This is a genomic window from Mycobacterium sp. PSTR-4-N, from assembly GCF_022348085.1.
Classification (GTDB): domain Bacteria; phylum Actinomycetota; class Actinomycetes; order Mycobacteriales; family Mycobacteriaceae; genus Mycobacterium.
This window is the reverse complement of record NZ_JAKRFN010000001.1, coordinates 181788-208704: the sequence shown is the minus strand read 5'-3', so window position 1 is coordinate 208704 and position 26917 is coordinate 181788. Positions and strand designations below refer to the sequence as shown.

The following is a 26917-nucleotide window of genomic DNA, read 5'->3' as shown; positions in this document are numbered from 1 at the left end:
GTCAGGCCGTCCCGTCGCGGTCGACGGATGCGTCGATGCGGAAGTGGCTGAAGTCGGGCCGGGCCACCGCGTCATGGTATTCGCAGAGCCGCCACGGACTCACGGTGTGGATCTCCCCGCTGCTGGTCTTGAAGTAGGAGTGCTCGACGGCCGGGTGCGCCCACACGGTCTGGGTGATCCGCTCCTGCGTGCGTCGGTGCCAGTCCCGCGTCGGTTCGGGCAGCGGTTCCATGGCGCGCGCACCACTGTCGATCAGATGGGCAAGGCAGGCATTGATGTAGCGCATCTGCAGTTCCGAGTGCATGATCAGGCTGCCGCCGTGCGCCAGATGCGTTCCCGGGCCGTAGGTCATGAAGAAGTTCGGGAAGCCCGGCACGGTGATGCCGAGGTAGGCGTGCGGCCGCTGCCCCCAGACGTCGTGCAGATCCGCTCCGCCGCGCCCGGTCACCGTCATCGGCAGCAGGAGATCGGTGGCTCGAAAACCGGTGGCGTACACGATCACATCGGCGTCGTAGGCGGTGCCGTCCGTCGTCACGACGCCGCCGGGGGTCACCTCCTGTAGCGGTGTGCGGACCAGCGTGACGTTGGGCCTCTTCAGTGTGGCAAGCCAGCTTCCGTTGTCCTGCAGGGTCCGCTTCGCCGTGGCCGGATAGTCGGGCAGGACCCGGGCCAGCAGATCGTCGTCGTCGCCGACCTGGGAAGTGATCCATTCGGTGAACATCATGCGCGCCAACGCATTGATCTCGCTGACGGCGTGGTGTTGATCTACGTAGTCGGGGTCGACGCGGGCGGCGTCGAGGCCCTTGTCCGCCCCCGGCCAGAACAGCAGGAACCGGTACCAGCGGGCGTAACCGGGCAGGTTCTCCAGCGCCCAGCGCGCGCCGTCGGGGACCGGATCGTGGTACATCGGATTCGGGAACATCCACTGTGCGGTGCGCTGGAACACGGTGAGCTGGGCCACCGTGTCGGCGATCGCGGGCGCTATCTGGAACCCGCTGGCGCCGGCGCCGACCAGCGCGACCCGCCGTCCGGTCAGGTCGACGTCGCGGTCCCACCGCGCCGAGTGAAATGACGGCCCCGCAAACGACTCTCGGCCGGGGATGTCGGGCAGAGCGGGACGGTTGAGCTGACCGACCGCGGTGATCAGCGCGTCGGCGGTCAGCGTCTGCACGGTCTGGCCCGTGCGCACGTCGACGTGCCACCTCGAGCTCTCGTCGTCCCAGCGTGCCGAGCACACCTCCGTGTTCCACCGCACGTGCTCGCGCAAGCCGTGCCGGTCCATCACGTCGGCGAAGTAGGCGGCCAGTTCCGGCTGCTCGGCGAAGAAGTGTTCCCAGTGCGTGCCGGGTTCGAAGCTGTAGCTGTACAGGTGATTGGCGACGTCGACCCGCGCACCGGGGTAGCGGTTCTCCCACCACGTTCCACCAGGGCCGGCGTTCTTCTCGATGATCTCGAAGGCAATCCCGGCCTGCTGCAGCCGAATCCCGGCCAGGATGCCGGATTCGCCACAGCCGATCACGAGTACCCGCCGGCCCGCCGCGCGAGCGGGGTCCACCGACGCGGGCCGCCGCGGATCGGTGCCTTCGAGATCGAGTTCCTCGAGAACCAGCGCGATGTTGGCTTCGTCGACGGGTTCGCAGGCCGCCCAGTCGAGCATCTCCCTGACCAGTTCGGCGGGCAGCGGCGGCAGGGGCGGGCAGCCGCGGTCGCGATAGTCCACGATCACCGGCAGCGCTGCCGCCCTGGCGCGGGCTTTGTCCTCTTCGCTCATGAAGCCCTGGATCTCGTTGAGGAACAGGCCAGCCTGGGCGAAGTCGCGGATGAAGCGCGGATCGCCCGTGAGGTGAACCATCGACAGCAGCAGCGCGGGGATGCTGACATCGACCAGCGCAGCGGCGATGTCGTCGGTGGAGGTGTCGAACCGCCGGGCTGCGTGCACCGTCCGCGTCACTGAGCCTCCCGATCGCCATATCGCAACGTTGCGTAGCGTAACTGGCGGCTAGGTGTTGCGCAATGACACCGACATCGACGCGGCTCAGACGGCAGGAAGGGTCAGCGGTTTGCGCTTCTTGTCCTCGTACATCAGCTGATCGGCGTGGGCGAGCAACTCGTCGAGCGTGCTGACATCGGTCGGCGGAACCTCCAGAACCCCGACGCTGGCGGCCAGTCTGTAGGGTCGCTCGCACAAGCCCTGGAAGTCCCGTAGCGCGTCGGTCAGGCGCTGCTTCAGGGTCGCGCCGTCGCCGCCGTAATCCACGAGCAGCGCGCAGAATTCGTCACCACCGAGGCGTGCCACGATGTCCGACGGTCGGACCGCTGTACGCAGAACACTGCCCACGTCGGCGATCAGGCGGTCGCCGACTTCGTGGCCTGCCTCGTCATTGACCCGTTTGAGTCCGTCCACGTCGAGATAGGCCAGCAGGCAACGTCGCCCACGACTGCGCGCTATCCGCAGGGCCTCCTCGGCCAGCAGGTGGAATCCACGTCTGTTCGCCAGGCCGGTCAGATCGTCGGTCCGCGAGAGACGATGGATCTCCTCGTTGGCCCGTTCCAGATCTGCAGTGCGGTCCCGGACGCGCTGCTCCAACTCCTCGTTGACGGCCACGTTCTCCATGGCTATCGATGTCGAGTCGGCCAGCGCCTGGAGCAGTGACACCTCCCGGGCGGTGGGTTCGTGTTCCCGGGCCCAGTAGTTGCCGATCGCACCGACGGGATCGAGGGTGCGGATGGGCACCATCACGAGGCTGCGGACGAACGTGGGTCGGTACGCGGCATGAGGTACCCGGGGGTCACTGTAGATGTCGGGAATCACCGCCGGAGTTCGATTCAACATCGCCCAGCCGCTGATGCAGATCTCCATCGGGAACCGGCTGCCCTTCCACAGTGGGGCGATCGCGTCCTCGTCCGCGTAGTAGCACTTGCCGTCGTCGCGGAGTACGAAAGTGGCTCCGTCACAACCCGTCAGCTCACGAGCGGCGGTACGCACGATCGCCTGGATCTCTGCGAGGCTGCGCGCCAGCGACAGCTCCTGTACGGCGTGCAGAAGGCGGGTGAGGCCGCGTGCGTCGCCGGGGACCTCGGACACATCGGGCACGTTCGGAATCTCCATGCGAACCTCCGCCTGGCGTCGCCGTTCCAGTCCCCGGTGGCCACACGATACACCGCACCGGGTCGGCCGGCCGCCGGAATCGCGGACGAGGCGAAAGATCACGTGACGTAAATCGCCTGCGCAGAGTGGGTTCGCAGGCGCACAATCGAGGAGTCATGTGCCGGCGGTCGGGCGCTGGGGCCAGTCCACCGGCAGGTCCGCGCCAAAGCGCGGAATCGACGAAGGGGACATGACATGACGAGAAAATGGATGATCGCGGGGGCGGCGGCAGCGGTGGCCGGAGCCGGACTTGCGACAGGGGTGTCGGCGGCGCCGGCGGGCGCGCAACCGTGCAGCAATGCGGTGGTGTTCGGAAACGGCGGTGGGCGTTGCGATTCCCTGCCCGGACCGGACGGCACCTTCCAGCGCTGTGACACCGTGTACGTGCTGGGTATCGGGGGCACCAACTGCTACCAGGTACCCGTCGGCCCACCGCCTGCCTGATCGCCGGAAGTGTCGGCGTCCGCTGTTGTAGCCTCACCGCATGGAAGTACTACGGTCCGTAGTGGTCTTGCTGCACCTCGTCGGTTTCGCGGTCACTTTCGGGGCCTGGGTCGCCGAGGCGGCGGCCCGCCGGTTCGTCACCACCCGGTTGATGGACTACGGCCTGCTGGTCTCACTGCTCACCGGCCTAGCGCTGGCCGCGCCATGGCCGGCCGGGGTCGAGCTGAACTATCCCAAGATCGGGGTGAAGCTCGTCATCCTCGTCGTCCTCGGTGGCGTACTCGGTATGGGCAACGCGCGACAGCGGCGGACGGGAAACCCGGTGCCCCGCCCGCTGTTCCTGTCGGTCGGGGTGCTGGCGCTGACTGCGGCCGCAGTCGCCGTGGTGTGGTGATCGGCTGTCCTCACTGCTCGCCGAGACCCATCAGCTCGGTCACCTGGTGGTCGCGTCCTGCGGTGTAGCCGCCGTCCACCGCGATGGCCTGACCGCTGACGAAACTGGCGTCCGCCGACAACAGGAACGCCGCGACGGCGGCGACCTCGTCGGGCCGGCCGAACCTGCGCAGCTTGTGCTCGTGGCGCACACCTTCGCGCGGGCCGGCCATCCCATCGAGGCCCATCACCGACTCGAACAGCGGCGTCTCGATGAAGCCGGGGCAGATCACGTTGGCGCGAATTCCGCTCGGCCCGTAGTCGATCGCAGCGTTCTTGGTGAGTAGGACGACCCCACCCTTCGACGCGTTGTAGGCACTGCCGCCGGCCGTGCCCTCGAGGCCCTCGACGCTCGACAGGGTCACCACCGCGCCGCGCTCTCCGTCGACTCGATCCTGTGTCACCATCTGGGCCAGGGCTGCGCGCAGCACCACGAAGGTGCCCTTGAGGTTCACGTCGATGACGCGGTCCCATTCCCGGTCGGGCAGCACATGGATCGGTCCGCCACCGCCGACGCCAGCGGAGTGCACCACGCCGTCGAGGCGGCCGGCCAGCTCGACGACGCGCTGCACCGCGCCGTCCACCGCGGCGGCGTCGAGCACGTCGCCGCGCACGTGGTCCCCGGCGGGCGGGGCGTCGGCCGCCAAGTCCAATCCGACGACGATCGCACCTTCGCCCGCCAACCGCCGCACGGTCGCCTCGCCGATGCCCGATGCGGCGCCGGTGACCAGAATCCCTTTGCCCGCAAGCCCGTTCATCGGCACAGTATGGCCGACGGGCCACCGGCGGGGCCGCGGATCCGGCAGCACGGCGAATCGCGACCATCCACCCGCCACGATCTGTATGGTGAGGATGCTCACCGGCACCGCTGAGGCAGGAGATCCGCATGACAGCTCGGTTGGCCGGCAAGGTCGCCCTCATCAGCGGAGCCGCCCGCGGGATGGGGGCCTCGCACGCGCGGGAGATGGTGGCCCACGGCGCCAAGGTGGTGTGCGGCGACATCCTCGACGCCGATGGTGAACGCGTGGCCGCGGAGCTCGGAGAGCACGCGCGTTACGTGCACCTCGACGTCACCGACCCCGACGACTGGCACTCGGCGGTGGCCGTCGCGCAGGACGCGTTCGGTTCACTCGACGTCCTGGTCAACAACGCCGGGATCCTCAACATCGGAACGGTCGAGGATTACGACATGGCCGAGTGGCAGCGCATCCTCGACATCAATCTCACCGGCGTCTTCCTGGGCATCCGCGCTGCGGCCGGCCCGATGAAGGCGGCGGGCCGTGGATCGATCATCAACATCTCCTCCATCGAGGGGATGGCCGGCACGATCGCCTGCCACGGCTACACCGCCACCAAATTCGCGGTGCGCGGTCTGACCAAATCGACCGCGTTGGAGTTGGGGCCGTTCGGTATCCGGGTGAACTCGGTACATCCGGGACTCGTGAAGACGCCGATGGCCGACTGGGTGCCCGAGGACATCTTCACCACCGCGCTCGGGCGCATCGCCCAACCCGTCGAGGTCAGCAACCTGGTGGTGTATCTGGCCAGCGACGAGTCGAGCTACTCGACAGGTGCCGAATTCGTGGTCGACGGCGGCACCATCGCGGGTCTTGCACACAAGGATTTCTCCGCCGTCGACGTCGAGGCCCAGCCCGACTGGATCACCTAATCGGCCGACTGGCGGTCCATCCGTCGACCCAACTCGGCCCGCGATGTGATGCCGAGTTTGCGGTAGATGCGAGTGAGGTTGTGCTCGACGGTCTTGGCGCTGATGAACATGGCCGCGGCGATGTTCTTGTTCGTCGCTCCCGAGGCGGCCATCTCGGCCACCCGGAGCTCCGACGGTGTGAGCGCCGTGAGGTCGTCGGAGGGCGCCACCACCGTTCGGGACAGCTCGGCGCGCGCACGCCGCGCCCACAGTGGGGTTCCGAGGTGCTCGAACGTCTCCAGTGCACCGGTCAATGTCGTTGCGGCGAGCTGCTTTTGCCGCAATCGACGCTGGAGCTGGCCCAGCACCAGGTGAGTGCGCGCCCGCTCGAACGGCATCGGGAGCCGGTCGTGTTCCATCAGCGCCCGGTGCGCAGCCTGCTCGGCGTCGGCCACCTGCCCCGCCGCGGCGAGCACGACGGCGCGACACCGGGCGCCGACCGCCCTCATCCACCCCCGGTCGTGCTCTGCGCCGTCGCGTTCCAACGCGGCGGTCAGCCTGTCGGCCTCGTCGAGTCGGCCCACCGCGACCATGGCCTCGATGACGTCGGGAACATGCCACCCGTAGGCGATCTCGGTCGACAGGCCGGGTTCGGCGAGAAACGACACATCGAGCGCAGCCAGTGCCTCACGATGCCGGCCCAGCGATTCCTCGAGGAAGCAGAGCGCCATCCCCGGCCAGTCGGCGATGTGCGAGGCAGTACGACCGCGGGTGGCCGCGACGACGCGACTGGCATCGGTGCGGGCATCGTCCTCGTGCCCCAGGAACGACGAGACCACCGCACGCACCGTCAGCGGGATGATCAGAACGTCCTCGCCGCCGAGCTGCTCGGCCCGTTCCACCGCATCGGCGGCCTCCACCGCGGCCTCGGCGAAGCGCCCACGCCAGATGTGGTTCATCGCAAGGAAACCCGCGATCGCCATCATGTCGCTTTCCGCCCCGCGCTCCGCGCACACCACCCTCAGCGCGGTCAACTGCTCATGGGCTTGGGTGAGCTTTCCCGTCCAGGACAGCGTGAGCGCGTGCACAAGCGGCGCCCGGAAGATGATGGGGACGTCGAACGCGCTGTCGTAGCACTCCAGCGCGCGGCGAAGCGCCCGCTGGTCGAGTCCGCGCCCGTTCTGGAAGTCGACGTACACCGACCAGGCCAGCGCCGCGCTGATGATGGCGGGTACGCCGAGCTCCTCGGCCAGCTTCACCGCGTCGCGACCGTGGCGTCGCGCGTCATCCGGCTCGCCGATGTTGTTGAGCGCGAAGGATAATCGCAGAAGCACCTGGATCAGCACGGCGCTGTTGCCCGCGGCGTCGTCCGCCGCGCCGCGCAACAGCTCCACCGCGTCGCTGTGTTGGTTCTGATACATCAGCACGGTGGCGAGCAGGCTCGCCGCCAACGCGCGCACGATGTCCGGCTCGCCGGGCGGTATGTCGGCGAGCAACTCACCCGCGCGGGTCACATTGCCGGCCAGGAAATGGTTCTCGGCGGACTTGAGCCGACGCACCGCGGTGTCCCCGCCCAGCCCGATCGCCAGGTCGACCAACTCCGCGGCCGCGGCCGGCGCGCCGCGGGCGCGTGCTGAATCCGCCGCGGCATCCAGCGCGGTGAAGATCTCTCGCGTGCCCGTCGCCGACGCCAGCGCCAGGTGGCGGGCGCGGACCTCGGGCAGCGCCACCGCGGAGGCCAGCCTGCGGTGCATCGCCCGGCGGGCCGGCGATCCGGCGTCGGCATAGACCCCACTGGCCAGCAGGGGATGGCTGAATCGGACCTGATTGCCGGCCAGGGTGAGAACCCCCGCCTCCTCGGCGCGTTCGACGAGGGCGATGACCTCGTCACGGCTCGCGCCGATGGCGTCGGCCAGCACGTCCACGCGTGCGTCGGCCAGGCAGGCCACGCACAGCAGGAATTCGCGCACCTGATCGTCGAGCGAGCCGATGCGGGCTCGTACCACCTCGTTGAGGGTGGGAGGCAGCGCCTGTTCGGCCGGCGCGTGGCCGTCTCCGATCGCGCGGGCCAGCTCCACGGCGAAAAACGGGTTGCCGCCGGAGATCTCGGCGATGCGCAGGATCGTCGGACGGGAGAATGTGCGGCCCGTGCGTTCGGAGATCAGTGTGTGCAACGCGGCGCTGTCGAGCGGACGCACCGCGCTGCGGTGGATGCCGTCGGGTCTGTTCAGCGTCAACCACATCGTCGTCGCGCCGTCACCGGGGTGGCACCGTTCGGTGAGCAACACCCCGAACCGGCCCTGCAGCCGGCGTGCGGCGAAGGCGACCGCTGTGCGGCTCGAGATGTCCATCCACTGGACGTCGTCGATCGCGACCAGGACGGGACCGGCCTCGGCCAGCGCGCGCAGAACCGCGATGAACGCCGCGGCCACCACTCGGTGGTCGGTCGCCGGGCCGTCGTCGCCGGCCCGGAGGAGCACCCGGTCCAGTGCGAGCCGCTGCAGAGGAGGCAGTGCGGCGAGGAGGCCGGTGTCGACATCGGCGAGTAGATCGGCCAGCGCGGCGAACGCCATCACCGATTCCGCCTGCCCTACCCGCGCACTCAGCACCCGGAAGCCATCGGCGCGTGCCTGTTCGACCAAGGAGAGCCACAGGGTGGTCTTCCCGATCCCGGCCTCGCCCTCGATGACCAGCCCGGTCGGTCGCTGGGATGCCGCATCGAGAAAGCCAGCAACCTGTGGATCGACCGTCGATCCTCGTGGAGCGGGCGCCATGATGGTCACTATCGTAGCGGGCAAAGCAGTGCCCGATGACACAGAATTCGCGCCCGTACCGCCGCGGCCGCGAGTCAGCGCAGCGTCACGACGACTTTGCCGCGCGCGGTCCGATCCTCCAGCGATGCGATGGCCTCGCCGGCGCGCTCCAGCGGGTAGACGTCTGGTTCCGGCGGTCGCACCGCGCCGGAGGCCAGCAGCGGCGCGAGCTCGGCCCACTGCTCGGTGAGATAACCCGGGTGCGTCATCGTCCACGCCCCCCAGCCCACGCCGACGGCGTCGACATTGTTGAGCAGCAGCCGGTTGACCTTGACCGTCGGGATGTCGCCGCCGGTGAAACCGACGACCAGCAGGCGGCCGCCCGGCGCCAGTGAGCGCAGCGAGTCGGTGAAGCGGTCCCCGCCGACCGGGTCCAGGACGATGTCGACGCCTCGGCCACCGGTCAGTTCCTTCACCGCGTCTTTGAATCCGTCGGCGAGCACCACGTCCGACGCCCCGGCCGCGCGAGCCACCTCGGCCTTCGCGTCCGTGCTGACGACGGCGATCGTGCGAGCGGCGCCGAAGGCGGGCGCCAGGCGAAGCGTCGAGGTGCCGATACCACCGGCGGCGCCGTGCACGAGCACGGTCTCGCCGTCACGCAGCCTGCCGCGAGTGCGCAACGCGAAGTGCACGGTCAAATCGTTGAACAGCAACCCGGCGCCGGCTTCGAAGGACACGGCGTCGGGCAGTGCGAACACCCGCTCCGGTTGCAGTGCAACCACTTCGGCCATCGCGCCGGACAGCATCGTCAGGCCGGCGACCCGATCACCCGGGCGGACGTGGGCGCCGTCGGGCGCGCTGCGGACCACCCCGGCGATCTCGGCACCCGGGACGTAGGGGAGTTCGGGCTTGTACTGGTAGAGCCCGCGGGACTGCAGCGCATCGGGAAAGGCGACGCCCGCGGCGTGCACCTCGACGACCACGGATTCCTCGGTGGCAGCCGGTTCGTCGATCTCGACCAGCTCGGCGGCGCTGGGCCCGTCCAGCCTGCGGATGTGGATTGCGCGCATGCCGACCATTGAACAACACCGAACAACACCGAACAGCACCGGAGAGTCGCGGCCGCAGCGATACGGTGGGCAGGGCATCATTGCGCGGATGCAACGACGGGGAACAGGAATGGCCGCACGCAGCCGGACGAGGGGCACGAGTTTCGCGCCCGCCCGTGACCTGGCGCCCGGCCGCGTCGTCGACGTGCGATCCCGCGACGGTGTCCGCCTGCACACCGAGGTGTTCGGGCCCGAGGACGCGCCCGCCGTGGTGTTGGCGCACGGCATCACGTGTTCGCTGCGGGTGTGGGCGTGTCAGATCGCCGACCTGGCCCAGGACCACCGCGTGATCGCCTTCGATCACCGTGGACACGGGCGCAGCGGCGTGCCGCCGCGGCGCGGCGGGTACAGCATCGACCACCTCGCCGGTGATCTCGACGCGGTGCTGCGCGCCACGCTGGCTCCCGGTGAGCGCGCCGTCATCGCCGGGCACTCCATGGGCGGTATCGCGATCACATCCTGGGCGGAGCGCTATCCGCACCGCGTCGCCGAGTGTGCGGCTGCGGCGGCGTTGATCAACACCACGACCGGTGATCTCCTGCGGCACGTGAACCTGCTGCCGGTACCGCCGTCGCTCGCCGCTGCGCGGGTGCGGGCGGGCGGCACACTGCTGCGGACGTTCGGGGGAGCGCCGCTGATGCGCATGACCGACGGACCCAGTCGCAGGTTCGTGAAGATGATCGCGGTGGGCCGCGACGCCGAATCCGCGGTCAGCGACTTCGTGTTCGAGCTGTTCCACACCACCCCGCCCGCCGGCCGCGGCGGTTGGGCGCGGGTGCTGGTGGACCACATGGGACCCCAGCACATCAGCCTGAAGAGCCTCACCGTCCCGACGGTGGTGATCGGGAGCACGAAAGACCGTCTGCTGCCCATCATCTCGTCACGGCGTATCGCTGCCACGGCGCCGAACCTGGCCCGCTTCGTCGAGGTGCCGGGCGGCCACTGCGCGATTCTGGAACAGCCCGCCGAGGTCAACGCGCAGCTGCGCTGGCTGATCGGGCAGACTCAGGATCGTCGCGTCAGCTCCTGATGTGCCTCGGCGGCCGCGCGCTGCCCCGAGCGCACGGCTCCGTCGAGGAAGCCCGGCCACACATCGGCGGTTTCGGTGCCTGCCCAGAAGATCCCGTCGACCGGGGCGCGCAACAACCGTCCGTGGGCCGTCCACGATCCCGGCGGGACCGCCGCCGTCGGGCCGCCCGCGGCGAACGGCTCAGCGCCCCAGCAGTGGTCGAGATAGTCCACCGGGTGCGCCGCCGCGTCGCCGAACAGCGCGGCGAAGTTCGACAGCGCGACTTCGCGACGCTGCTCAGGGGGCAGGGGATCGAACAGGCGCGCGTCGGTGAAGCCGAGCAGCACCCCCGGACCGGCGTCGCCGGGGCTGACGTCGAAGGTGATGAACACCGGGCCCTCGTCGGACAGAGCTTCCCCCGAATAGCCGTTCTCGCGCCAGAACGGCCGCTCGTAGGCGGCATAGGCCTTGCTCAGATGCCCCTGGGGCCAGTGCCGGGCCAGCGCGTCGTAGCCGTCGGGAAGGGCCGGCTCGAACGCGATGGCGGTGCGGTGCTCGGGCGGTACCGCGACGATCACGGCGTCACCGGTGAATTCACCGCGGTCGGACACCACGGTCAGGGCGCCGTGGCGGCGTTCGATACGCCGCACCGGGGCGCCCAGCACCACCCGCTCGCCGAGTTCTGCGGCCATCCGGACGGCGATCTGCTGGGTGCCTGCCAGGAAGCGGTCCTGCTGCGCCCCGCCCTTGACGTCGAGCATGCGGTCGAGGCCGCCGGCGGCCTTCACATAGCGCACGGCGTGCAGCATCGACACCGCGTCCGGCTCACATCCCCACGTCACGCGGGCCATGACCGCCATCAGATCGCGCGTCGAGGCACTCGCGTGCATCGACCGCAGCCACCCCTCGAGGGTGAGCGCGTCGAGCTGCCCCGCGAGGGGTGAGGACCACGGATCGGCGACGGGCACCTTCTGGCTGATCCGGCCGAACCGCCACTGGATGCGGGATACGTCGAGGAGTTCGAGGATCGAGAGGCGGGGGATGGTGCTGCGGTAGGTGCGCACCCGACCGCGCCACCGGATCAGGTTCCTGCCGTGGCTGTAGGTCGGCACGGTCTGGCAGCCCAGCTCGCGGGCCAGCGCCAGCACGGCGTCCTGCGTCGGCCCCACGAACGTCGCGCCGAGGTCGACGGGCACTCCGCCGACCTCGCCGGTGTAGGAGCGACCTCCCACGCGGTCGCGGCCCTCGACCACCACGACGTCGCGCCCCAGGCGCGTCAGCTCCCGCGCTGCCGACAGTCCTGCGAAACCGGCTCCCACGATCACCACGTCTGCCATGAAGCGATTCTGGCGTGCCCGTCGTCGCCTGGCGACGATTTGCACGCCGAAGTCGCGGGCACGGGTAAGACTGCAGCCGTGGCGATCACTGTGCGGGAACTGGTCGGGGTCGAGCGCCTCGGGCTGCGGCTGGTCGCGGGTCAGTCGGCGGCGGACAGTCCGATCGCCTGGGCGCACGCGATCGAGCTGGCCGACCCCACTCCCTACCTCGCCGGCGGCGAACTCGTGATGACCACAGGGATCAACATCGGTGCCGACGCCGCCGCGCAGTCCGCGTACGTGACACGGTTGGCCGAGGCGGGCAGCGCGGCGCTGGCCGTCGACACCGGCACGACGCTGCGCGAAATCCCCGCAGGCGTACTCGATGCCGGCGACAGGGCGGGCCTGCCCGTGCTCGAAGTCCCACCGTCGACGCCTTTCATCGCGATCACCAAGACGGTCATCGACGCGTTGGCCGACGACGAACTGCGCGCGGTGCAGCAGGTGGTCGATGGTCAGGAGGTGCTCGCCCGGGCGACGGTCAGCGGCGGCATCCCCGGGGTGGTCGACGCGCTGGCCGACCGGCTTGCCGCGACAGTGGTCGTGCTCGGTGCCGATCGCAGCGTGCTGGCGGCGGCGGGGCCGCAGCGGGCCCGACTGCTCGCAGCGCTCACCGACAGCGCGCCCGCGGCGCGGCGCGGCGCCTACGTCACGGGGGACTCCGACGCGTTCATCACTGTGCAGAATCTGTCTGCGGCACAATCACATCGGGGTCGATTGGCGATCCGATCGACGGCCCCCCTGTCCACCGCGGACCGCTTTCTCCTCGCCCATGCCGTGTCGCTGGTCTCGATCGCACTGGAGAAGCCGACGGGTGTCGTCGAGGCCGAGCAGCGCCTGCGCAGCGCTGTCACCCGCGAGTTGCTGCGGGGGTCGGGTCTGGTCGACGACGGCGTGCTGCGGTACTTCGGGTTCGCGCCGCATGACGAGGTGGTCGTGGTGTTGCTCACCGAGGTGGGCCCGATGCTTGCGGCGCAACAGGAGTGGGGCCGTCGTCTCGCCGCAGCCGGGCCCTACCTGATGGTCCATCTGACGACGACGGGCTCTGAGCTGGTCATCGTGGTGCCCGCTACGGCGCGCCTCGCCGACACCGGATCGGTCCGGGCGCCGGTGGGCGGGGCGAGCGGCCCGGTGCCGCTGAGCGACATCGCCGTTGGCCTCGAGCAGGCTCGTATCGCCTGCCATGCCGGTGGGGCGCGGTTCACGCACTTCCCCGAGCTGGGACCCCTCGATGTGCTGCTGGCCGGCCGCACCGCGGCTGAATTGGCCGTTCTCGCTGCCCCTTTGACGGCGTTGAGTGTGGATTTGGTGGCGACTCTGGAGGCTTATCTGCGGCACAACGGTCACCTCGAGGGCGCCGCAACCGCCACCGGGGTGCACCGACACACGCTGCGCCACCGGATGCGGCGCATCGGCGACGCCCTCGACGACGACCTCGACGACGCCGACACCCGGACGCGGCTGTGGCTCGCGATCAGGGCGAGGCAGCTGCTGGCCGACCGGCCTCAGCCGCCCAGCGGCGGAGGCCCCGAGCGGTAGCTGACCGGGGTGGCCGACAGCGTGACCGGGTTGGCGACCTGCGGGGTGTCCGTATCGGGCATCGCCACCGTGGCTTCGATACCGAGCGAGCGGGCGTACGCGAACGCCTCGGCGACGTCGTTGATCGGTCCGGCAGGCACCCCCGCCGAGGTCAGTTCGGCATACCAATGATCGGCGCCGAAGCGGGCCATCTGGGCTTCGATCAACGCGCACAACACTTCTCGGTTCTGCACGCGGGCCGGGTTGGTGGCGAACCGCGGGTCTTCACCCCAGTCCGCCTGGCCGAGCGCCGCGGCGAAGGCGCGGAACTGCTTGTCGTTGCCGACCGCCACGGCGATCGGCCGGTCGGCGGTGTCGAATGTCTGGTACGGCGCGACGCTGGGGTGGCGATTGCCCATCATCTGTGGCACCACCCCGGCGCCCAGGTATCCCGACGCTTGATTCACCAAGGAGGACAGCAGCACCGACAGCAGGTTGGTGTCCACCCGCTGGCCCTCGCCGGTGCGCTCCCGGTGGTTCAGAGCGGCCAGGATGCCGCTGAGTGCGTGTAGGCCGGCGAGGACGTCGACCAGTGCCACACCGACCTTGGTGGGGTCCCCGGGTTCGGTGCCGGTGACGCTCATCAGCCCGCCGACGGCCTGCAGCAGCAGGTCGTATCCGGGGAGGTCGGCTCCCTGCGCGCGCCCGAATCCGGTGATCGAGCAGTAGATGACGTCGGGGCGTACCGCCCGGACGTCGTCGTAGCCGAGCCCGAGTTTCTCCATGGTGCCTGCGCGGAAGTTCTCGACCACGATGTCGGCCCTGCCGACCAGCTCGCGGGCCCGTTGCAGGTCCGCCGGATCGGTCAGATCCAGTGCCACGGATCGCTTGTTGCGGTTGACCGCGTTGTAATAGGTTGCGACGCCGGCGGAATCGTAGGGCGGCCCCCAGTGCCGGGTGTCGTCACCGATCTGCGGCCGCTCGACCTTGATCACCTCGGCGCCGAAGTCACCGAGCATCATGGTCGCGTAGGGCCCGGCCAGCACACGGCTGAAGTCGACGACCACGATGCCGTCGAGTGCGCCGCCGGTCATGCGACCGGCCTACCGCCGCGCAGGTACACGGTGGTGGTGTGGGTGAAGAAGTCGCGGGCGGCGGCGCCCTGTTCCTTGGGGCCCAGCCCGCTCTTCTTCGCCCCGCCGAACGGTACGTGCGGGTCGGCGCCGGCCGACTCCGAATTGATGTGCAGCACACCGACGTCGATGCGTTCCACCGCGTGCAGGGCCCGGGTGAGATCCTGGGTGAACACCGCCGCGGAGAGCCCGAACTCGCTGTCGTTGGCCAGGGTGAACGCCTCGTCGGCGTCGATGGCCCGCTTGACGGCCAGCACCGGACCGAACAACTCCTCGGTCCACGCGTCCGCCTGCCCGGCGCCCAGTTCGAGGACCGTGGGGGCGACGAAGTAGCCGTCGGCGCGGGCGTCGGAGTAGGGGGCGCCTCCTGTGCGCACCGTGGCACCCTGCCCGGTCGCCATCGCGATCCCGGTGGAGATGCTCTGTTGCGCCTGGGCACTGATGACCGGGCCCATCTCGGTGGCGTCCTCGGTGGGATCGCCGACGCGCAGTGCCGCCGCGCGCTCACACACCGCGTCGACGAATCGATCGGCGATGCCTTCGGTCACGATGAGTCGTGATGTGGCCGTACACTTCTGGCCGGTCGAGCGGAACGCGCCGAGCAGTACCTGCTCCACCGCGAGATCGACATCGGCGTCGTCGAGCACCACAGCGGCGTTCTTGCCACCCATCTCGGCCTGTACCGGAACACCGCGTGCCGCTGCCGCCGCGGCGATCCGGCGCCCGACACCGGTGGAGCCGGTGAACGTGATCGCGTCGATCCGAGGGTGACGGACGAGCGCGTCGCCGATCTCAGAGTCGCCGACCACGAGGTTGAGCACCCCGGGCGGCACTCCCGCCGAGGTGAGTGCGTCGGCGAGGCGCAGCGCCAGCAGCGGCACCGTACTGGCGGGCTTCCACACCACCGTGTTGCCGAACACCAGAGCCGGTGCGATCTTCCACGCCGGGATCGCGATGGGGAAGTTGAACGGTGTGATCACTGCGACCACGCCGAGAGGCTTGCGCGTCACCAGGATCTGTTCGCCCGCGCGCGGGGAGGCGTAGATCTCGCCGGCCTGCCGGTCGCCCTCGTTGCCGTAGTAGCGCAGGATCTGCGCCGCCCGGCGTACCTCGCCGACTCCCTCGGCCTTGGTCTTGCCCTCCTCGGCGGCCAGCTCGAGGCCCCACGCCGCGGCGTGGCCGTCGACGATGTCGGCCGCGGCCAGCAGGACCGCACCGCGCTGGTGGATCGGCATCGCCGCCCACGCGGTGGCCGCGTCGCTCGCCGCGGCGACCGCGGCGTCGACGTCGGCCGTCAGGGCTCCGCCGCCCTCGGCGACCACCACGTCCGGCCGGGCCGGGTTGCGGCTGACGATGGTCTCCCCGCGGCCGGGCACCCACTGCCCGGCGATCAGATGCTCGATCGCAGCGGTCATGACCTGAATGCGGCGTGCCCGGTCAGCGCCTTGCCGATCGAGAGCATGTGCATCTCGGAGGTGCCCTCGTAGGTGAGCACGGATTCGAGGTTGTTGGCGTGCCGAAGCGGTGAGTACTCCAGTGTGATCCCGCTGCCGCCCAACAGGGTTCGGCACTCCCGCGCGATCGCGAGCGCCTCGCGGACGTTGTTGAGCTTGCCGAGGCTGATCTGCTCGGGCCGAACGCCGTCGCTGTCCTTGATCCGGCCCAGGTGCAGTGCCAGCAACATGCCCTTGCCGAGCTCCACCGTCATGTTGGCGAGCTTCTCCTGCGTGAGCTGGTAGCTCGACAGCGGCTTGTCGAACACGTCGCGCGACTGGGTGTAGGCGATCGCGGTCTCCAGGCAGTCGCGCGCCGCACCGAGCGAGCCGAAGACGATGCCGAAGCGGGCTTCGTTGAGGCACGACAGCGGCGCGCCGAGACCGTGGGCGTGCGGCAGCTGCGCCGAGGCGGGCAGGCGCACCTCGTCGAGCACCAGCTCCGAGGTCACCGACGCGCGCAGCGACAGCTTGCGATGAATCGCGTTGGCGGTGAAGCCGGGAGTGTCGGTGGGCACCAGGAAGCCGCGAATGCCGTCGTCGGTCTGTGCCCACACGGTCGCGACGTCGGCCAGGTTGCCGTTCGTGATCCACATCTTCGTGCCGGTGAGCACCCAGTCCGACCCGTCGCGGCGGGCCCGGGTACGCATCCCGGCGGGATTGGAGCCGAAGTCCGGCTCGGTCAGGCCGAAGCAGCCGACGGCGTCCCCGGTCGCGAGCCTGGGCAGCCACTCCTGCTTCTGCTCGTCGGAGCCGTAGCGGTGGATCGAGAACATCGACAGCGACCCCTGGACCGAGACGAAGCTGCGGAACCCACTGTCACCGGCTTCGAGCTCCATGCACGCCAGGCCGTAGCTGACCGCGTTGGTGCCGGCGCAGCCGTACCCCTGAAGGTGCATGCCCAGCAACCCCAGCGAGCCGAACTCCTTGGCCAGCTCCCTGGGCAGGGTGGCCGACTCGAACCAGTTCTCGACCTCCGGTCGCAGCGTGGTGTCGACGAATTTGCGCACCGTCGCGGCGATCTCTCGCTCCTCGTCGTCGAGCAGGCGTGCGATGTCGAACAGCTCCAACGGCGCGTAGGTGCTCTTCGTCGCTGCGGGGGCGGTGGCGGTCATGGGGACTCCGTTCGGTCTCGAGCGTCGCCGGCGTGCGCTCGGCTACCACGGTAGACACCGGGGCCGCCGCGGTACATGTCCAGGGTGTACAGCGAATGGCTGTTGCTTGTACGCGATGGCCAGCAGCTATTGCGGTGGATCGTGGCCACGGTGTGTCTGGATCTCCTACAGTGGGCGGTACGCCTGCGGACCACAGGAGGTACGGGTGGAGGACATCTCGGACGTCGTGATCATCGGTGCCGGCATCTCGGGCATCGGCGCGGCCTACCGGATCTCGGAACGCAACCCCGGCGTGCGGTACACGATCCTGGAACGACGCTCCCGCATCGGCGGCACCTGGGACCTGTTCCGCTATCCCGGAATCCGCTCCGACAGCGACATCTTCACGCTCTCGTTCCCGTGGGAGCCATGGACCCGCCGGGAGAACGTCGCCGACGGCGAGCACATCCGCGACTACCTGACCGAGACCGCGCGCAAGCACGGCATCGACCGGCACATCCAGTTCGACACCCACGTCACCTCCGTCGAGTGGGACTCGGGCAGCGACACCTGGACGGTGCGGGCCCGACAGCACGGTCAGGAGATGGTGTTCCGCGGTCGGTTCCTATTCTGCGGGACCGGCTACTACAGCTACGACGACCCCTACCGGCCCGACATCGCCGGGCTCGATTCCTTCGGCGGACAGGTGATCCACCCGCAGTTCTGGCCCGAGGATCTCGACCTCACCGGCAAGCGCGCGGTGGTGATCGGCAGCGGCGCCACCGCGATCAGCCTGATCCCCGCCCTCAGCGACAAGGCCGCGCACGTCACGATGCTGCAGCGCTCACCGACCTACATGATGTCCATGGCGCGCATCGACCCCATGGTCGACGCCATTCGCAGGCTGCTGCCGCGCCGGCTGTCCCATACGGTGGTGCGCTTCCGGAACGCGATGTTCCACGTGCTGACGTATTTCATGTTCCGCAAGGCGCCCCGCTTCGGGCGCTGGCTGATCCGCAACCGGACGGCCGCGGCACTGCCTCCCGGTTACGACGTCGACGTGCATTTCAAGCCGCGATACAACCCCTGGGACCAGCGGATGTGCCTGGTGCTCGACCATGACCTGTTCGAGCACATCAGCGCGGGTCGGGCCGAGGTCGTCACCGACACCATCGACCACGTCGACGAGAGCGGCATCGTGCTGACGTCCGGCAGGCGCCTCGACGCCGACGTCATCGTGACCGCGACCGGCCTGCAACTGCAGGCCCTCGGCGGCATCCGGGTGTTGGTCGACGGTGCGGAGATCGAGCCGACCGACCGGTTCGTCTACAAGGAGTACCTGCTGGAGGATCTGCCGAACATGGCGTGGTGCATCGGCTACACGAACGCGTCGTGGACGCTGCGGGCCGACATGACGGCGAAGGCCGTGGCGAAGCTGATCGCCTACATGCGAACTCACGGCTACACGCACGCCTATCCGCATCGCGGCGACGCCCCGATCACCGAGAAGCCGACGTTCGATCTCGAGGCCGGGTACATCAAACGAGCACCGCACGCGCTGCCCCGATCCGGCACGCGCCGTCCCTGGAACGTGCGCCACAACTACGTGCTCGACGTCATCGATCACCGCTTCGACCGCATCGAGGAGTCGATGGTGTTCGGCCGCGCCGCCGTGCGGGAACCGCACCCCGCCTGAGCGCAGAGCTCAGGGCGCGACGGAGAGCCAGTCGGCGAAGCCGGACGGATCGTGGCGGCCGAGCGCGCCGTGCTCGAACAGGCCCCAGCCTTCACGCTCGGTGCCGTCGGCGTCGCGGCACACAGCGCGGCCGACATGATCGATCACCCCGAACCCCGCGCGGCCGATGATCGCCGGATCGGTCATGTCGTAGGTCAGACGCTCGGTGAAGCGCTCGCCCCGCCACATGCCGTGCAGCCAGTCGGAGTCCCCGCCGTAGCCACCGCCGATGTGGATCGGCACCGGGAGTTTCGACTCGACGTCGAAATGCACTGCACTGCCGTCGCTTCCGGTCGCCTCGAGGGTGGCACCGGTGGGGATCCGGGTGCCGGAGCGGTAGTGGATGGTCACCCGCGGCCAGCCGAGCTGTTCGACACGGCCGTCCTTCCAGATCCGCGTGCAGTCGTTGAGTGAGCGGAAGCCCTGCGGATCCTCCTGGATGATGATCACGATCCCGAAGTCGTCGAAGGCCATCGGCACATAGAGCCACCACATGCCCTCGAACGGTGGGTCGTCGGGTCGTCCCGCGGGTTCCGCTTCGCCGACGGGACGGATTCCCCAGGACCGGTCGCGGGTGCCGATCCAGCGCGCGGGATCGACCGTGATGTCCTCACCATCGATCGACAGCTGCCCGCTCCAGGACCCCACCTGGGCGAAACGCTGGGCGTCCAACGTGACCCGGGTGCCGCGCCGCATGATGTGCGGCTGCTCCTGGACGACGTCGAACAACCCCTCCCAGGTGAGATCGGCCGCGATGCCCTCGGTGTCGTCGCAGACGATGCGCAGCTTGCGCAGCGGTTCGATCACCTCGACGCGGTAGCCGCCGACGTTCTGGTTGAGCCGATCCTGGTCGATGGCGTCGGACAGATGGACCGCGGTCTGGGTGTCGCCGCGCCTCACGAGGAGGAAAGCGTCCTTCACGCCGAGGTTGGGGTAGTAGCCGATGCCGCTGATCACGAAGATGTCGCCGGTGCGGTCGTGGGCGTTGAAATACGACCGGTCGTAGAAGTTGCGGTCCGAGGACCCCGGCCACGCGATCGGCTGCGGAAGTTGATGTACCGGATATTCGTCCATGGGTCCGAGCATCACGCGGTCTCTCCTAACAACTTCTTCAGCAGTGAGGCGTGGTAGAAGAGCGACTCGACGTCGTCGGGCTGCTCGATCTCGCCGAAGTGCACGCGCCGCGCCCCGGTCCGCATGAACACACAGCACCACACCACCGCGGAGTAGACGTGGAACCAGCGCAGGTCGCCGACCTCGACGCCGGTGAGCTCCCGATACGTGGCGCGGATGTCGTCCTCGGTCAGGAAGTCCGGCATCCCGGGCAGGCCGGCGAGCTTGGTCAGCTCCTGGAACACCATGTGCGCGAAGCCGAGCCACGCCACGTCGAGTTCGCGGGGGCCGACGGTGGCCATCTCCCAGTCGAGGACGGCGACGGGGGAGAAGTCGCGGTAGATCACATTGCCGATGCGTGAATCACCCCATGCGAGAACGGGTTCGGCCGCTGCGACGTCGGAGGGGAAATGCTGCTCGAGCCACGTCAGCGCGCGCTCGACCAGGGGTGCGCGACCGATGTCGGGCACGCAGAACTCGTACCAGTGCCTCAACCACCCGAAGTGGCGGTGCAGTGCGGTCTCGCCGGGGGGATCGACGTCCTGCAGGAAGCCGAATGTCTGCTGTGCGTTGGGGATCGAATGGAGCTTCGCCAGCACCGCGATCGTCTCGTCCTGGAGGCGGCGCTGCTGGGCCGGGTCGGCGTCGAACAGCCAGTTGCCACCGAAGGTGTAGGGCATGACGTCGGGTGGGACGACTCCGTCAACGCGATCCATCAGGAAGAACGGCCGGCCGAGGACGTCACCGGTCGGCTCGAGCCACCGCACCTGGGGCACCGGCACGTCGGTCAGCTCACCGACCAGCCGGATGACCTCGTGCTGGTGATCGAGTCGATAGTGGCCGAACACCGGAACGTCGGCGTCCGACGGTGCGACGCGGGCCACCCAGCGCTGCTCGACAGGGCGGCCGCCGTGGGTCCAGCGACCCGATAGCAGGATGGTCTCCGACGACATACCGTTGGCGTCGATGCCGCTGTCGACGGTGATCTCAGGGATGGTGTCGGGCATCAGGGACGACAGCCAGCGCGACAGCTGGGCCGGCACATCGGTCATGTCGCGGCTCGACCGCTGGAGTCGCTCGACGTCTTCGACTGCGGGCTCGCCGCCGGTGACGCCGCTGGTGTGGCTGGGCACGAGAAGCTCCTTCCCGCCACGGATTCGACGCCGCGGCACCGCGAATACGTTACGGTGGGTAGCGTTATGAAAGCAGACCCGCCGTCGGCTGACAAGCCCCCGAGCGCCGGACGTCCACGCGATCCCCGCATCGACGCCGCCATTCTGCGTGCCACCGCCGACCTGCTGGTCGAGATCGGTTATCCCAACGTGACGATGGCCGCTGTCGCCGAGCGGGCGGGAACGACCAAAACCGCGCTCTACCGCCGGTGGTCGAGCAAGGCGGAACTCATCCACGAGGCGGTGTTCCCGGTGACGCCGACGGCGATCGACGCGCCGCCGGGCGACATCGCCGCCGATCTACGAGCGATGGTGGCGGCCGCGCGAGACGTGTTCACCAGCCCGGTCGTCGCGGCCGCGCTCCCGGGGTTGATCTCCGACGTGTCGGCGGACCCTGCGCTGCTGGGCCGCGTCAGCGCCCGCTTCACGGGTCTATTCGACGCGGTGCGGACACGGTTGCGCGACGCCGTGGATCGCGGCGAGGTCCGCGCGGACGTCGACCCCGACGGCCTCGTCCATTTGATCGGCGGGGCAACGATGTTGGCGATGCTGCAGGCTCCCGACCACCTGGCGAGCCCGGCGTGGGTGGACAGCACCACCTCGATCCTGCTGCACGGGGTGGTCACCTAGTTTCGGCGAAAGCGCGCGTCTGCACGCCGACGCGCCGCCACAGCTGGCATTTCGCGCGCGCTCGCGGCCCGTCAGGGCAGGAATCGCCCCGCCGCGTCGACGACGTCGAGCAGCGGTTGCGGCAGCGCGCCGAGCAGGAACGTCACGATCGCGGTCACCGCGACGACGCCCGTCGTCAGGACGCTCGGCACCACCACGGTGGGGGCGTCGTCGGGCCGGTCGGTGAAGAACATCAGCACGATCACCCGCACGTAGAAGTACGCCGCGATCGCACTGGCGATCACACCGACCACCACCAGCGGAATCGCCCCGCCCTCGCCGGCCGCCTTGAACACCGCGAACTTGCTGACGAACCCACTCGTCAGCGGAATTCCCGCGAACGCCAACAGGAACAGCGAGAACACGATGCCCACCACAGGGTAACGCTTACCCAGCCCGGCCCACCGCGCCAGCGCGGTGTCCTCCTCGCCGTCGGCGTCACGCACCAGACTGACCACCGCGAACGCGCCCACCGTGGAGAACCCGTAGGCGAACAGATAGAACAGCGTTGCGGAGAGGCCCGATTCGGTACCGGCGACCACGCCGGTCAGGATGAATCCGCTGTGCGCGACCGCGGAGTAGGCCAGGATGCGCTTCACGTCGTTCTGCGTGACGGCGGTGATCGTGCCCACCGCCATCGTGGCGATCGCGACCGCCCACAGCACCGGGCGCCAGTCGTCGTGCAGCCCTGGCACAGCCACCGAGAACACCCGCAGCATCGCGCCGAACGCGGCGATCTTGGTGGCGGCGGCCATGAACGCCGTGATGGGCGTCGGCGCTCCTTGATAGACGTCGGGAATCCAGGAATGGAACGGCACCGCGCCCACTTTGAACAGCACCCCGACCAGCAGCAGGGCGATGCCCACCAGTGCGAGCGACGGAGTGTCCGAATCGTCGGACACCGCTGCCGCGATGCCCGGCAGAGACAGCGTTCCCGCGTAGCCGTACAGCATCGCTGCGCCGTAGAGAAAGAACGCCGACGAGAAGGCGCCCAGCAGAAAGTACTTCAGCGACGACTCCTGCGACAGCAACCGCCGCCGGCGGGCCAACCCGCACAGCAGATACAGCGGCAGCGACAGCACCTCCAGCGCGATGAACATCGTCAGCAGGTCGTTGGCCGCGGGGAACAGCAGCATGCCGCCGACGGCGAACATGGTCAGCGGAAAAACCTCGGTCTGGACGACACCCGCTGTGGTGGCTTGTTTCTCGGCGACGCTGCCGGCCACCGCCGAGGCCTGCGGGGTGAACGCGTCCAGCCCTCCGCCCTGGTCGGCCCGGTCCGGCATCGCGATGCGCCGCTCGCCGATGAGCAGCACGCCGAGGACGGCCACCAGCAGGATCGTGCCCTGGAGGAACACCGCGGGCTTGTCGACCGCGACCGCGCCCATCACCGCGGCCACCCCGTCGCCGCCCGCGATCTCTCGCGCCACCAGCAGGACCGCGACGAACGCGCCGACCAGCGCCACCAGGCTGAGCGCGATCTGCGCGCGATACCGATGCTCGCGCGGCAGAAGAGCTTCCAGCAGGACGCCGAGCACCGCCGCGCCGAACACGATCAACATCGGGGCGATCAAGCTGTACTCGACCGACGGCGTTGGAATGGTCATCGCACCGGTCCTTCCGCCGTCCCCGTGGCCGGTGTCGGGTCGGGCCGGTCGATCGTGGTGAGCGTGTGCGTGACCGCCGGATCGATGACGTCGAGCGCCGGTTTGGGATACACGCCGAGGACCAGCAGCAGCGCGAGCAGCGGTGCGACGACGGCGAGTTCGCGGGGCCGCAGGTCGGGCAGGCGCGACTCGCCGTCGGTCAGCGCCTCCGGGGTGGGGCCGGTCATCATCCGCTGATACGTCCACAGGATGTAGATCGCCGACAGCACGAGCGCGCTCGCGGCCAGCACGCCGAACACCGGATAGCGGGTGAACGTGCCGATCAGGACCAGGAACTCACTGATGAACGGAGCCAGACCCGGCAGCGACAGCGTCGCCAGGCCGGCGACCAGGAAGGTGCCGGCCAGCACCGGTGCGACCTTCTGCACCCCGCCGTAGGCGCTGATGAGGCGAGACCCCCGCCGCGACACCAGGAATCCGGCGATCAGGAACAGTGCAGCCGTCGAGATGCCGTGGTTGACCATGTACAGCGTCGACCCCGCCTGACCCTGGCTGGTCATCACGAAGATGCCCAGGATGATGAAACCGAAATGCGAGATCGACGTGTAGGCGATCAGCCTCATCACATCGGTCTGACCGATCGCGACGACCGCGCCGTAGATGATCCCGATCACTGCCAGCGTGATGATCAGCGGACTGAAATAGGTTGCGGAGTCGGGGAACAGGGGCAGGCAGTACCGGATCATGCCGAACGTGCCGACCTTGTCCATGATCGCCATCATCAGGACCGCGCTCGCCGGGGTCGCCTCGACCGCGGCGTCGGGCAGCCAACGGTGCAGCGGCCACAGCGGCGCCTTGATCGCGAATGCGAACATGAACCCACCGAACAGCAGGTGCATGACGATCGGGTTCATCACGAAGTCGCCGGCCGCGACCGCGGCGACGATCGCCCGCAGGTCGAAGGTGCCGGCATCGAACGCGTCGCTCGACGCGGTCGCGACGTAGAGGCCGACCACGGCGGCGAGCATGATGAGGCCGCCGAAGAGGTTGTACAGCAGGAACTTCACCGCGGCCCGGCCGCGCTCGCGGCCACCGAACCCGCCGATGAGGAAGTACATCGGGATGAGCATGGCCTCGAAGAACACATAGAACAGCAGGATGTCCAGTGACACCAGCGAGATCAGGACCATGCCCTCGACGGCCAGCGTCAGCGCGACGTAGACGTGCACCGAACGGCCGTCCCAGCTGATCCGGTCACCCGCGTCGTTCCAGCCGGCGACCATCAACAAAGGAACCAGCACCGCGGTGAGCACCACCAGGGCGAGCGCGATGCCGTCGACGCCGAGGATGTAACCGGTGCCGAAAGACGGTATCCAGCGGTAGTTCTCGACGAACTGGTACTGCTCCCCGCCGGGGTCGAAGCCGACCGCGACGACAACGGTGACCGCGAGGACCACCAGTGACACCGCGAGCGCGACCCACTTCGCCAGCGACCGCGCCGTCGCGGGCAGCAGCATGACCGCCACCGCACCCACCATCGGAACCGCCCACAGGACCGTCAACCACGGCACGGTCGTCACCACAGGTTCACCGCCAAGATCAGGGCGACCACGAACGTCGCGCCGGCGAGCATGGACAACGCGTACGAGCGGGCGAATCCCGTCTGCACGCCGCGCAGACCGTCGGACACCCGGCCGATCGCCGCGGCGAGCCCGCCGGCGGCGCCGTCGACCACCTCGTCGTCCAGTTCGGTGAGCCCCCTGGTCAGTTGGGCGCCCGGCGCCATCAGCACGCGTTCGTTGAACGCGTCGCCGTACAGGTCGCGCCGCGCCGCGACCGTGAGCGCCGAGCCCTGCGGCGCCTCGTCAGGTACCGAGCGGGCGCCGTACATCCGGTAGGCGACCGCGATGCCGACCGCGACGACAGCCAGCACGATCACGGTGACCACCCACACGGGCAGCACATGATGCACCTCGTGCGCGCCGACCACCGGTTCCAGCCAGTGCTCCAACGTGCCCCCGATCGCCAGCGCGGCCCCCGCGCCCACCGAGCCGATCGCCAGCAGGATCATCGGCCACGTCATCACCGCGGGCGCCTCATGCGGATGCGCCGTTGACGCCCAGCGCTTCTCCCCGAAGAACGTCATCAACATCACCCGTGTCATGTAGAACGCGGTGATACCGGCGCCGAGAATCGTTGCCGAGCCGAGGATCACGCCCTTCGCGCCGCCGGCGCCGAGGGCCGCCTCGATGATGCCGTCCTTGGAGAAGAACCCGGCCAGCGGCGGGATGCCGATGATCGCGAGATAGCCGAGGCCGAACGTCGCGAACGTGATCGGCAGCGCCGTGCGCAGACCGCCGTACCGGCGCATGTTCACCTCGTCGTCCATGGCGTGCATCACCGAGCCGGCGCCGAGGAACAGCCCGGCCTTGAAGAAGCCGTGGGTCAGCAGGTGCATGATCGCGAACGCGTAGCCGGCCGGGCCGAGACCGGCGGCCAGCACCATGTAACCGATCTGGCTCATCGTCGACGCGGCGAGCGCCTTCTTGATGTCGTCCTTGGCGCAGCCGATGACAGCCCCGAACAACAGCGTGACCGCACCGACGACCACCACGGCGGTCTGCGCGTGCGGCGCGAGGTCGTAGACCGGCGCCGAGCGCACGATCAGGTACACCCCGGCGGTGACCATCGTGGCGGCGTGGATGAGCGCCGACACCGGGGTGGGGCCCTCCATCGCGTCACCGAGCCACGACTGCAGCGGCACCTGCGCGGACTTGCCGCATGCGGCGAGCAGCAGCATGAAGCCGATCGCCGTCAGCGTCCCCTCGCCCAGTTGCGGTGCCGCGCTGAACACCGCCTCGAACGACACGGCCCCCAGCGCCGAGAACATCACCATCAGCGCCACCGCGAGACCGATGTCACCGACCCGGTTGACGACGAACGCCTTCTTGGCGGCCGTGGCGGCCGACGGCTTGTGCGACCAGAAGCCGATCAGGAGGTAGGACGCCAGACCCACGCCCTCCCAGCCCATGTAAAGCCCGAGGTAGTTGTCGGCCAGCACCAGCAGCAGCATCGCCGACAGGAACAGGTTGAGATAGCCGAAGAACCGCCGGCGGTCCGGGTCGTCGGCCATGTAGCCGATCGAGTAGATGTGGATCAGCGAACCCACACCGGTGATCAGCAGCGCGAAGCACATCGACAACTGATCCAGTTGCAGGCCGAAGTCCACCTGCAGGCCGCCGACCGGAACCCAGCGGAACAGCGTCTCGTGCACGGCGCGCTGCTCGGTGGCGCGGCCCAGCATCGCGACGAAGAGCGTTGCGGCGCAGGCGAATGAGGCCAGCGCCGCGGCCGTGCCCAGGAGGTGACCCCATCGGTCGGTCCGGCGTCCGCCCAGCAACAGCACAGCCGCGCCGCCCAGCGGCAGGGCGATCAGGAGCCACACGGGAAGTGTCATCGGTGCC

At 69.1% G+C, this 26917-nt stretch carries 21 protein-coding genes; 7 read left to right on the top strand and 14 right to left on the bottom strand.

From position 1 onward, the window contains the following. Position 1: 1 nt before the first annotated feature. Positions 2 to 1951, bottom strand: a complete 1950-nt coding sequence (locus tag MHN84_RS01155; RefSeq protein WP_241202801.1) for an NAD(P)/FAD-dependent oxidoreductase — start codon at positions 1949 to 1951, stop codon at positions 2 to 4. Positions 1952 to 2035: 84 nt separating this feature from the next. Continuing rightward, positions 2036 to 3109 carry a sensor domain-containing diguanylate cyclase gene (locus MHN84_RS01150; RefSeq protein ID WP_241202800.1) on the bottom strand — a complete coding sequence of 358 codons (1074 nt, stop codon included), beginning with the start codon at positions 3107 to 3109 and terminating at the stop codon, positions 2036 to 2038. Between the two features lie 234 nt (positions 3110 to 3343). Here MHN84_RS01150 and MHN84_RS01145 point away from each other — a divergent pair, with 234 nt between their 5' ends. Both MHN84_RS01145 and MHN84_RS01140 read left to right on the top strand, forming a co-directional pair. Next, the gene (locus MHN84_RS01145; RefSeq protein WP_374238289.1) at positions 3344 to 3592 is read left to right on the top strand and encodes a hypothetical protein; all 249 of its coding nucleotides are present in this window, start codon (positions 3344 to 3346) and stop codon (positions 3590 to 3592) included. A 40-nt stretch (positions 3593 to 3632) separates the two neighbouring features. Further along, positions 3633 to 3986 (top strand): Fe-S protein, encoded by a 354-nt coding sequence (locus MHN84_RS01140; RefSeq protein WP_241202799.1) that lies wholly within the window; start codon positions 3633 to 3635, stop codon positions 3984 to 3986. 10 nt (positions 3987 to 3996) lie between these two features. Here MHN84_RS01140 and MHN84_RS01135 read toward each other — a convergent pair whose 3' ends face one another. After that, positions 3997 to 4782: an SDR family NAD(P)-dependent oxidoreductase gene (locus MHN84_RS01135; protein WP_241202798.1), complete on the bottom strand. Its 786-nt coding sequence runs from the start codon at positions 4780 to 4782 to the stop codon at positions 3997 to 3999. A 128-nt stretch (positions 4783 to 4910) separates the two neighbouring features. On the opposite strand from MHN84_RS01135, the gene MHN84_RS01130 reads away from it, so the two are divergent. Continuing rightward, complete coding sequence (locus MHN84_RS01130) at positions 4911 to 5693, top strand: glucose 1-dehydrogenase (protein WP_241202797.1); 783 nt, start codon at positions 4911 to 4913, stop codon at positions 5691 to 5693. Here the strand turns inward: MHN84_RS01130 and MHN84_RS01125 are convergent. Further along, complete coding sequence (locus MHN84_RS01125; protein ID WP_241202796.1) at positions 5690 to 8446, bottom strand: AAA family ATPase; 2757 nt, start codon at positions 8444 to 8446, stop codon at positions 5690 to 5692. The genes MHN84_RS01130 and MHN84_RS01125 overlap by 4 nt on opposite strands. Before the next feature lie 74 nt (positions 8447 to 8520). Further along, on the bottom strand, positions 8521 to 9495 hold the full coding sequence (locus MHN84_RS01120; RefSeq protein ID WP_241202795.1) for an NADPH:quinone oxidoreductase family protein: 975 nt from the start codon (positions 9493 to 9495) through the stop codon (positions 8521 to 8523). A 109-nt stretch (positions 9496 to 9604) separates the two neighbouring features. On the opposite strand from MHN84_RS01120, the gene MHN84_RS01115 reads away from it, so the two are divergent. Further along, a complete protein-coding gene (locus MHN84_RS01115) occupies positions 9605 to 10564 on the top strand; it encodes an alpha/beta fold hydrolase (protein WP_241202794.1) in 960 nt (319 codons plus the stop codon). On the opposite strand, the gene MHN84_RS01110 is transcribed toward MHN84_RS01115, so the two are convergent. Further along, the gene (locus MHN84_RS01110; RefSeq protein ID WP_241202793.1) at positions 10540 to 11880 is read right to left on the bottom strand and encodes a flavin monoamine oxidase family protein; all 1341 of its coding nucleotides are present in this window, start codon (positions 11878 to 11880) and stop codon (positions 10540 to 10542) included. The two genes, MHN84_RS01115 and MHN84_RS01110, sit on opposite strands and share 25 nt — an antisense overlap. A gap of 78 nt (positions 11881 to 11958) precedes the next feature. On the opposite strand from MHN84_RS01110, the gene MHN84_RS01105 reads away from it, so the two are divergent. Then, complete coding sequence (locus MHN84_RS01105; protein WP_241202792.1) at positions 11959 to 13458, top strand: PucR family transcriptional regulator; 1500 nt, start codon at positions 11959 to 11961, stop codon at positions 13456 to 13458. On the opposite strand, the gene MHN84_RS01100 is transcribed toward MHN84_RS01105, so the two are convergent. The 3 genes from MHN84_RS01100 to MHN84_RS01090 are packed head-to-tail and all read right to left on the bottom strand — an operon-like array spanning position 13425 to position 17178. After that, positions 13425 to 14531: a CaiB/BaiF CoA-transferase family protein gene (locus MHN84_RS01100; protein ID WP_241202791.1), complete on the bottom strand. Its 1107-nt coding sequence runs from the start codon at positions 14529 to 14531 to the stop codon at positions 13425 to 13427. The genes MHN84_RS01105 and MHN84_RS01100 overlap by 34 nt on opposite strands. Then, the gene (locus tag MHN84_RS01095; RefSeq protein WP_241202790.1) at positions 14528 to 15985 is read right to left on the bottom strand and encodes an aldehyde dehydrogenase family protein; all 1458 of its coding nucleotides are present in this window, start codon (positions 15983 to 15985) and stop codon (positions 14528 to 14530) included. Before MHN84_RS01095 ends, MHN84_RS01100 begins: the two co-directional genes overlap by 4 nt. Further along, positions 15982 to 17178: an acyl-CoA dehydrogenase family protein gene (locus MHN84_RS01090; RefSeq protein ID WP_241202789.1), complete on the bottom strand. Its 1197-nt coding sequence runs from the start codon at positions 17176 to 17178 to the stop codon at positions 15982 to 15984. The genes MHN84_RS01095 and MHN84_RS01090 overlap by 4 nt, the downstream gene beginning before the upstream one ends. Positions 17179 to 17383: 205 nt before the next feature. Here MHN84_RS01090 and MHN84_RS01085 point away from each other — a divergent pair, with 205 nt between their 5' ends. After that, on the top strand, positions 17384 to 18853 hold the full coding sequence (locus MHN84_RS01085; protein ID WP_241202788.1) for an FAD-dependent oxidoreductase: 1470 nt from the start codon (positions 17384 to 17386) through the stop codon (positions 18851 to 18853). Between the two features lie 9 nt (positions 18854 to 18862). On the opposite strand, the gene MHN84_RS01080 is transcribed toward MHN84_RS01085, so the two are convergent. Together MHN84_RS01080 and MHN84_RS01075 are read right to left on the bottom strand one after the other, a co-directional pair. Next, positions 18863 to 19978 (bottom strand): hypothetical protein, encoded by a 1116-nt coding sequence (locus tag MHN84_RS01080; RefSeq protein ID WP_241203183.1) that lies wholly within the window; start codon positions 19976 to 19978, stop codon positions 18863 to 18865. After that, on the bottom strand, positions 19978 to 21057 hold the full coding sequence (locus MHN84_RS01075) for a phosphotransferase family protein (RefSeq protein WP_241203182.1): 1080 nt from the start codon (positions 21055 to 21057) through the stop codon (positions 19978 to 19980). The genes MHN84_RS01080 and MHN84_RS01075 overlap by 1 nt, the downstream gene beginning before the upstream one ends. Before the next feature lie 147 nt (positions 21058 to 21204). Here MHN84_RS01075 and MHN84_RS01070 point away from each other — a divergent pair, with 147 nt between their 5' ends. After that, positions 21205 to 21807 carry a TetR/AcrR family transcriptional regulator gene (locus tag MHN84_RS01070; protein WP_241202787.1) on the top strand — a complete coding sequence of 201 codons (603 nt, stop codon included), beginning with the start codon at positions 21205 to 21207 and terminating at the stop codon, positions 21805 to 21807. Positions 21808 to 21878: 71 nt separating this feature from the next. Here MHN84_RS01070 and nuoN read toward each other — a convergent pair whose 3' ends face one another. From nuoN to nuoL, 3 genes are read right to left on the bottom strand one after another with little or no spacing between them, the layout of a single operon-like run. Beyond that, positions 21879 to 23453, bottom strand: coding sequence for an NADH-quinone oxidoreductase subunit NuoN (nuoN, locus tag MHN84_RS01065; RefSeq protein ID WP_241202786.1), 1575 nt, complete (start codon positions 23451 to 23453; stop codon positions 21879 to 21881). Further along, the gene (locus tag MHN84_RS01060; protein WP_241202785.1) at positions 23450 to 25036 is read right to left on the bottom strand and encodes an NADH-quinone oxidoreductase subunit M; all 1587 of its coding nucleotides are present in this window, start codon (positions 25034 to 25036) and stop codon (positions 23450 to 23452) included. The genes nuoN and MHN84_RS01060 overlap by 4 nt, the downstream gene beginning before the upstream one ends. Continuing rightward, positions 25030 to 26910 carry an NADH-quinone oxidoreductase subunit L gene (gene nuoL, locus MHN84_RS01055; protein WP_241202784.1) on the bottom strand — a complete coding sequence of 627 codons (1881 nt, stop codon included), beginning with the start codon at positions 26908 to 26910 and terminating at the stop codon, positions 25030 to 25032. The genes MHN84_RS01060 and nuoL overlap by 7 nt, the downstream gene beginning before the upstream one ends. Positions 26911 to 26917: the final 7 nt, after the last annotated feature.

Bases quoted from the DNA above. Each gene is read 5' to 3' on its own strand.
- nuoN (WP_241202786.1), bottom strand. From the start codon at position 23,453: ATGACCATTCCAACGCCGTCGGTCGAGTACAGCTTGATCGCCCCGATG.
- MHN84_RS01150 (WP_241202800.1), bottom strand. From the start codon at position 3,109: ATGGAGATTCCGAACGTGCCCGATGTGTCCGAGGTCCCCGGCGACGCA.
- MHN84_RS01145 (WP_374238289.1), top strand. From the start codon at position 3,344: ATGACGAGAAAATGGATGATCGCGGGGGCGGCGGCAGCGGTGGCCGGA.
- MHN84_RS01095 (WP_241202790.1), bottom strand. From the start codon at position 15,985: ATGACCGCTGCGATCGAGCATCTGATCGCCGGGCAGTGGGTGCCCGGC.
- MHN84_RS01090 (WP_241202789.1), bottom strand. From the start codon at position 17,178: ATGACCGCCACCGCCCCCGCAGCGACGAAGAGCACCTACGCGCCGTTG.
- MHN84_RS01125 (WP_241202796.1), bottom strand. From the start codon at position 8,446: ATGGCGCCCGCTCCACGAGGATCGACGGTCGATCCACAGGTTGCTGGC.
- MHN84_RS01100 (WP_241202791.1), bottom strand. From the start codon at position 14,531: ATGACCGGCGGCGCACTCGACGGCATCGTGGTCGTCGACTTCAGCCGT.
- MHN84_RS01135 (WP_241202798.1), bottom strand. From the start codon at position 4,782: ATGAACGGGCTTGCGGGCAAAGGGATTCTGGTCACCGGCGCCGCATCG.
- MHN84_RS01130 (WP_241202797.1), top strand. From the start codon at position 4,911: ATGACAGCTCGGTTGGCCGGCAAGGTCGCCCTCATCAGCGGAGCCGCC.
- MHN84_RS01140 (WP_241202799.1), top strand. From the start codon at position 3,633: ATGGAAGTACTACGGTCCGTAGTGGTCTTGCTGCACCTCGTCGGTTTC.
- MHN84_RS01070 (WP_241202787.1), top strand. From the start codon at position 21,205: ATGAAAGCAGACCCGCCGTCGGCTGACAAGCCCCCGAGCGCCGGACGT.
- MHN84_RS01110 (WP_241202793.1), bottom strand. From the start codon at position 11,880: ATGGCAGACGTGGTGATCGTGGGAGCCGGTTTCGCAGGACTGTCGGCA.
- nuoL (WP_241202784.1), bottom strand. From the start codon at position 26,910: ATGACACTTCCCGTGTGGCTCCTGATCGCCCTGCCGCTGGGCGGCGCG.
- MHN84_RS01120 (WP_241202795.1), bottom strand. From the start codon at position 9,495: ATGCGCGCAATCCACATCCGCAGGCTGGACGGGCCCAGCGCCGCCGAG.
- MHN84_RS01115 (WP_241202794.1), top strand. From the start codon at position 9,605: ATGGCCGCACGCAGCCGGACGAGGGGCACGAGTTTCGCGCCCGCCCGT.
- MHN84_RS01080 (WP_241203183.1), bottom strand. From the start codon at position 19,978: ATGCTCGGACCCATGGACGAATATCCGGTACATCAACTTCCGCAGCCG.
- MHN84_RS01075 (WP_241203182.1), bottom strand. From the start codon at position 21,057: ATGACCGATGTGCCGGCCCAGCTGTCGCGCTGGCTGTCGTCCCTGATG.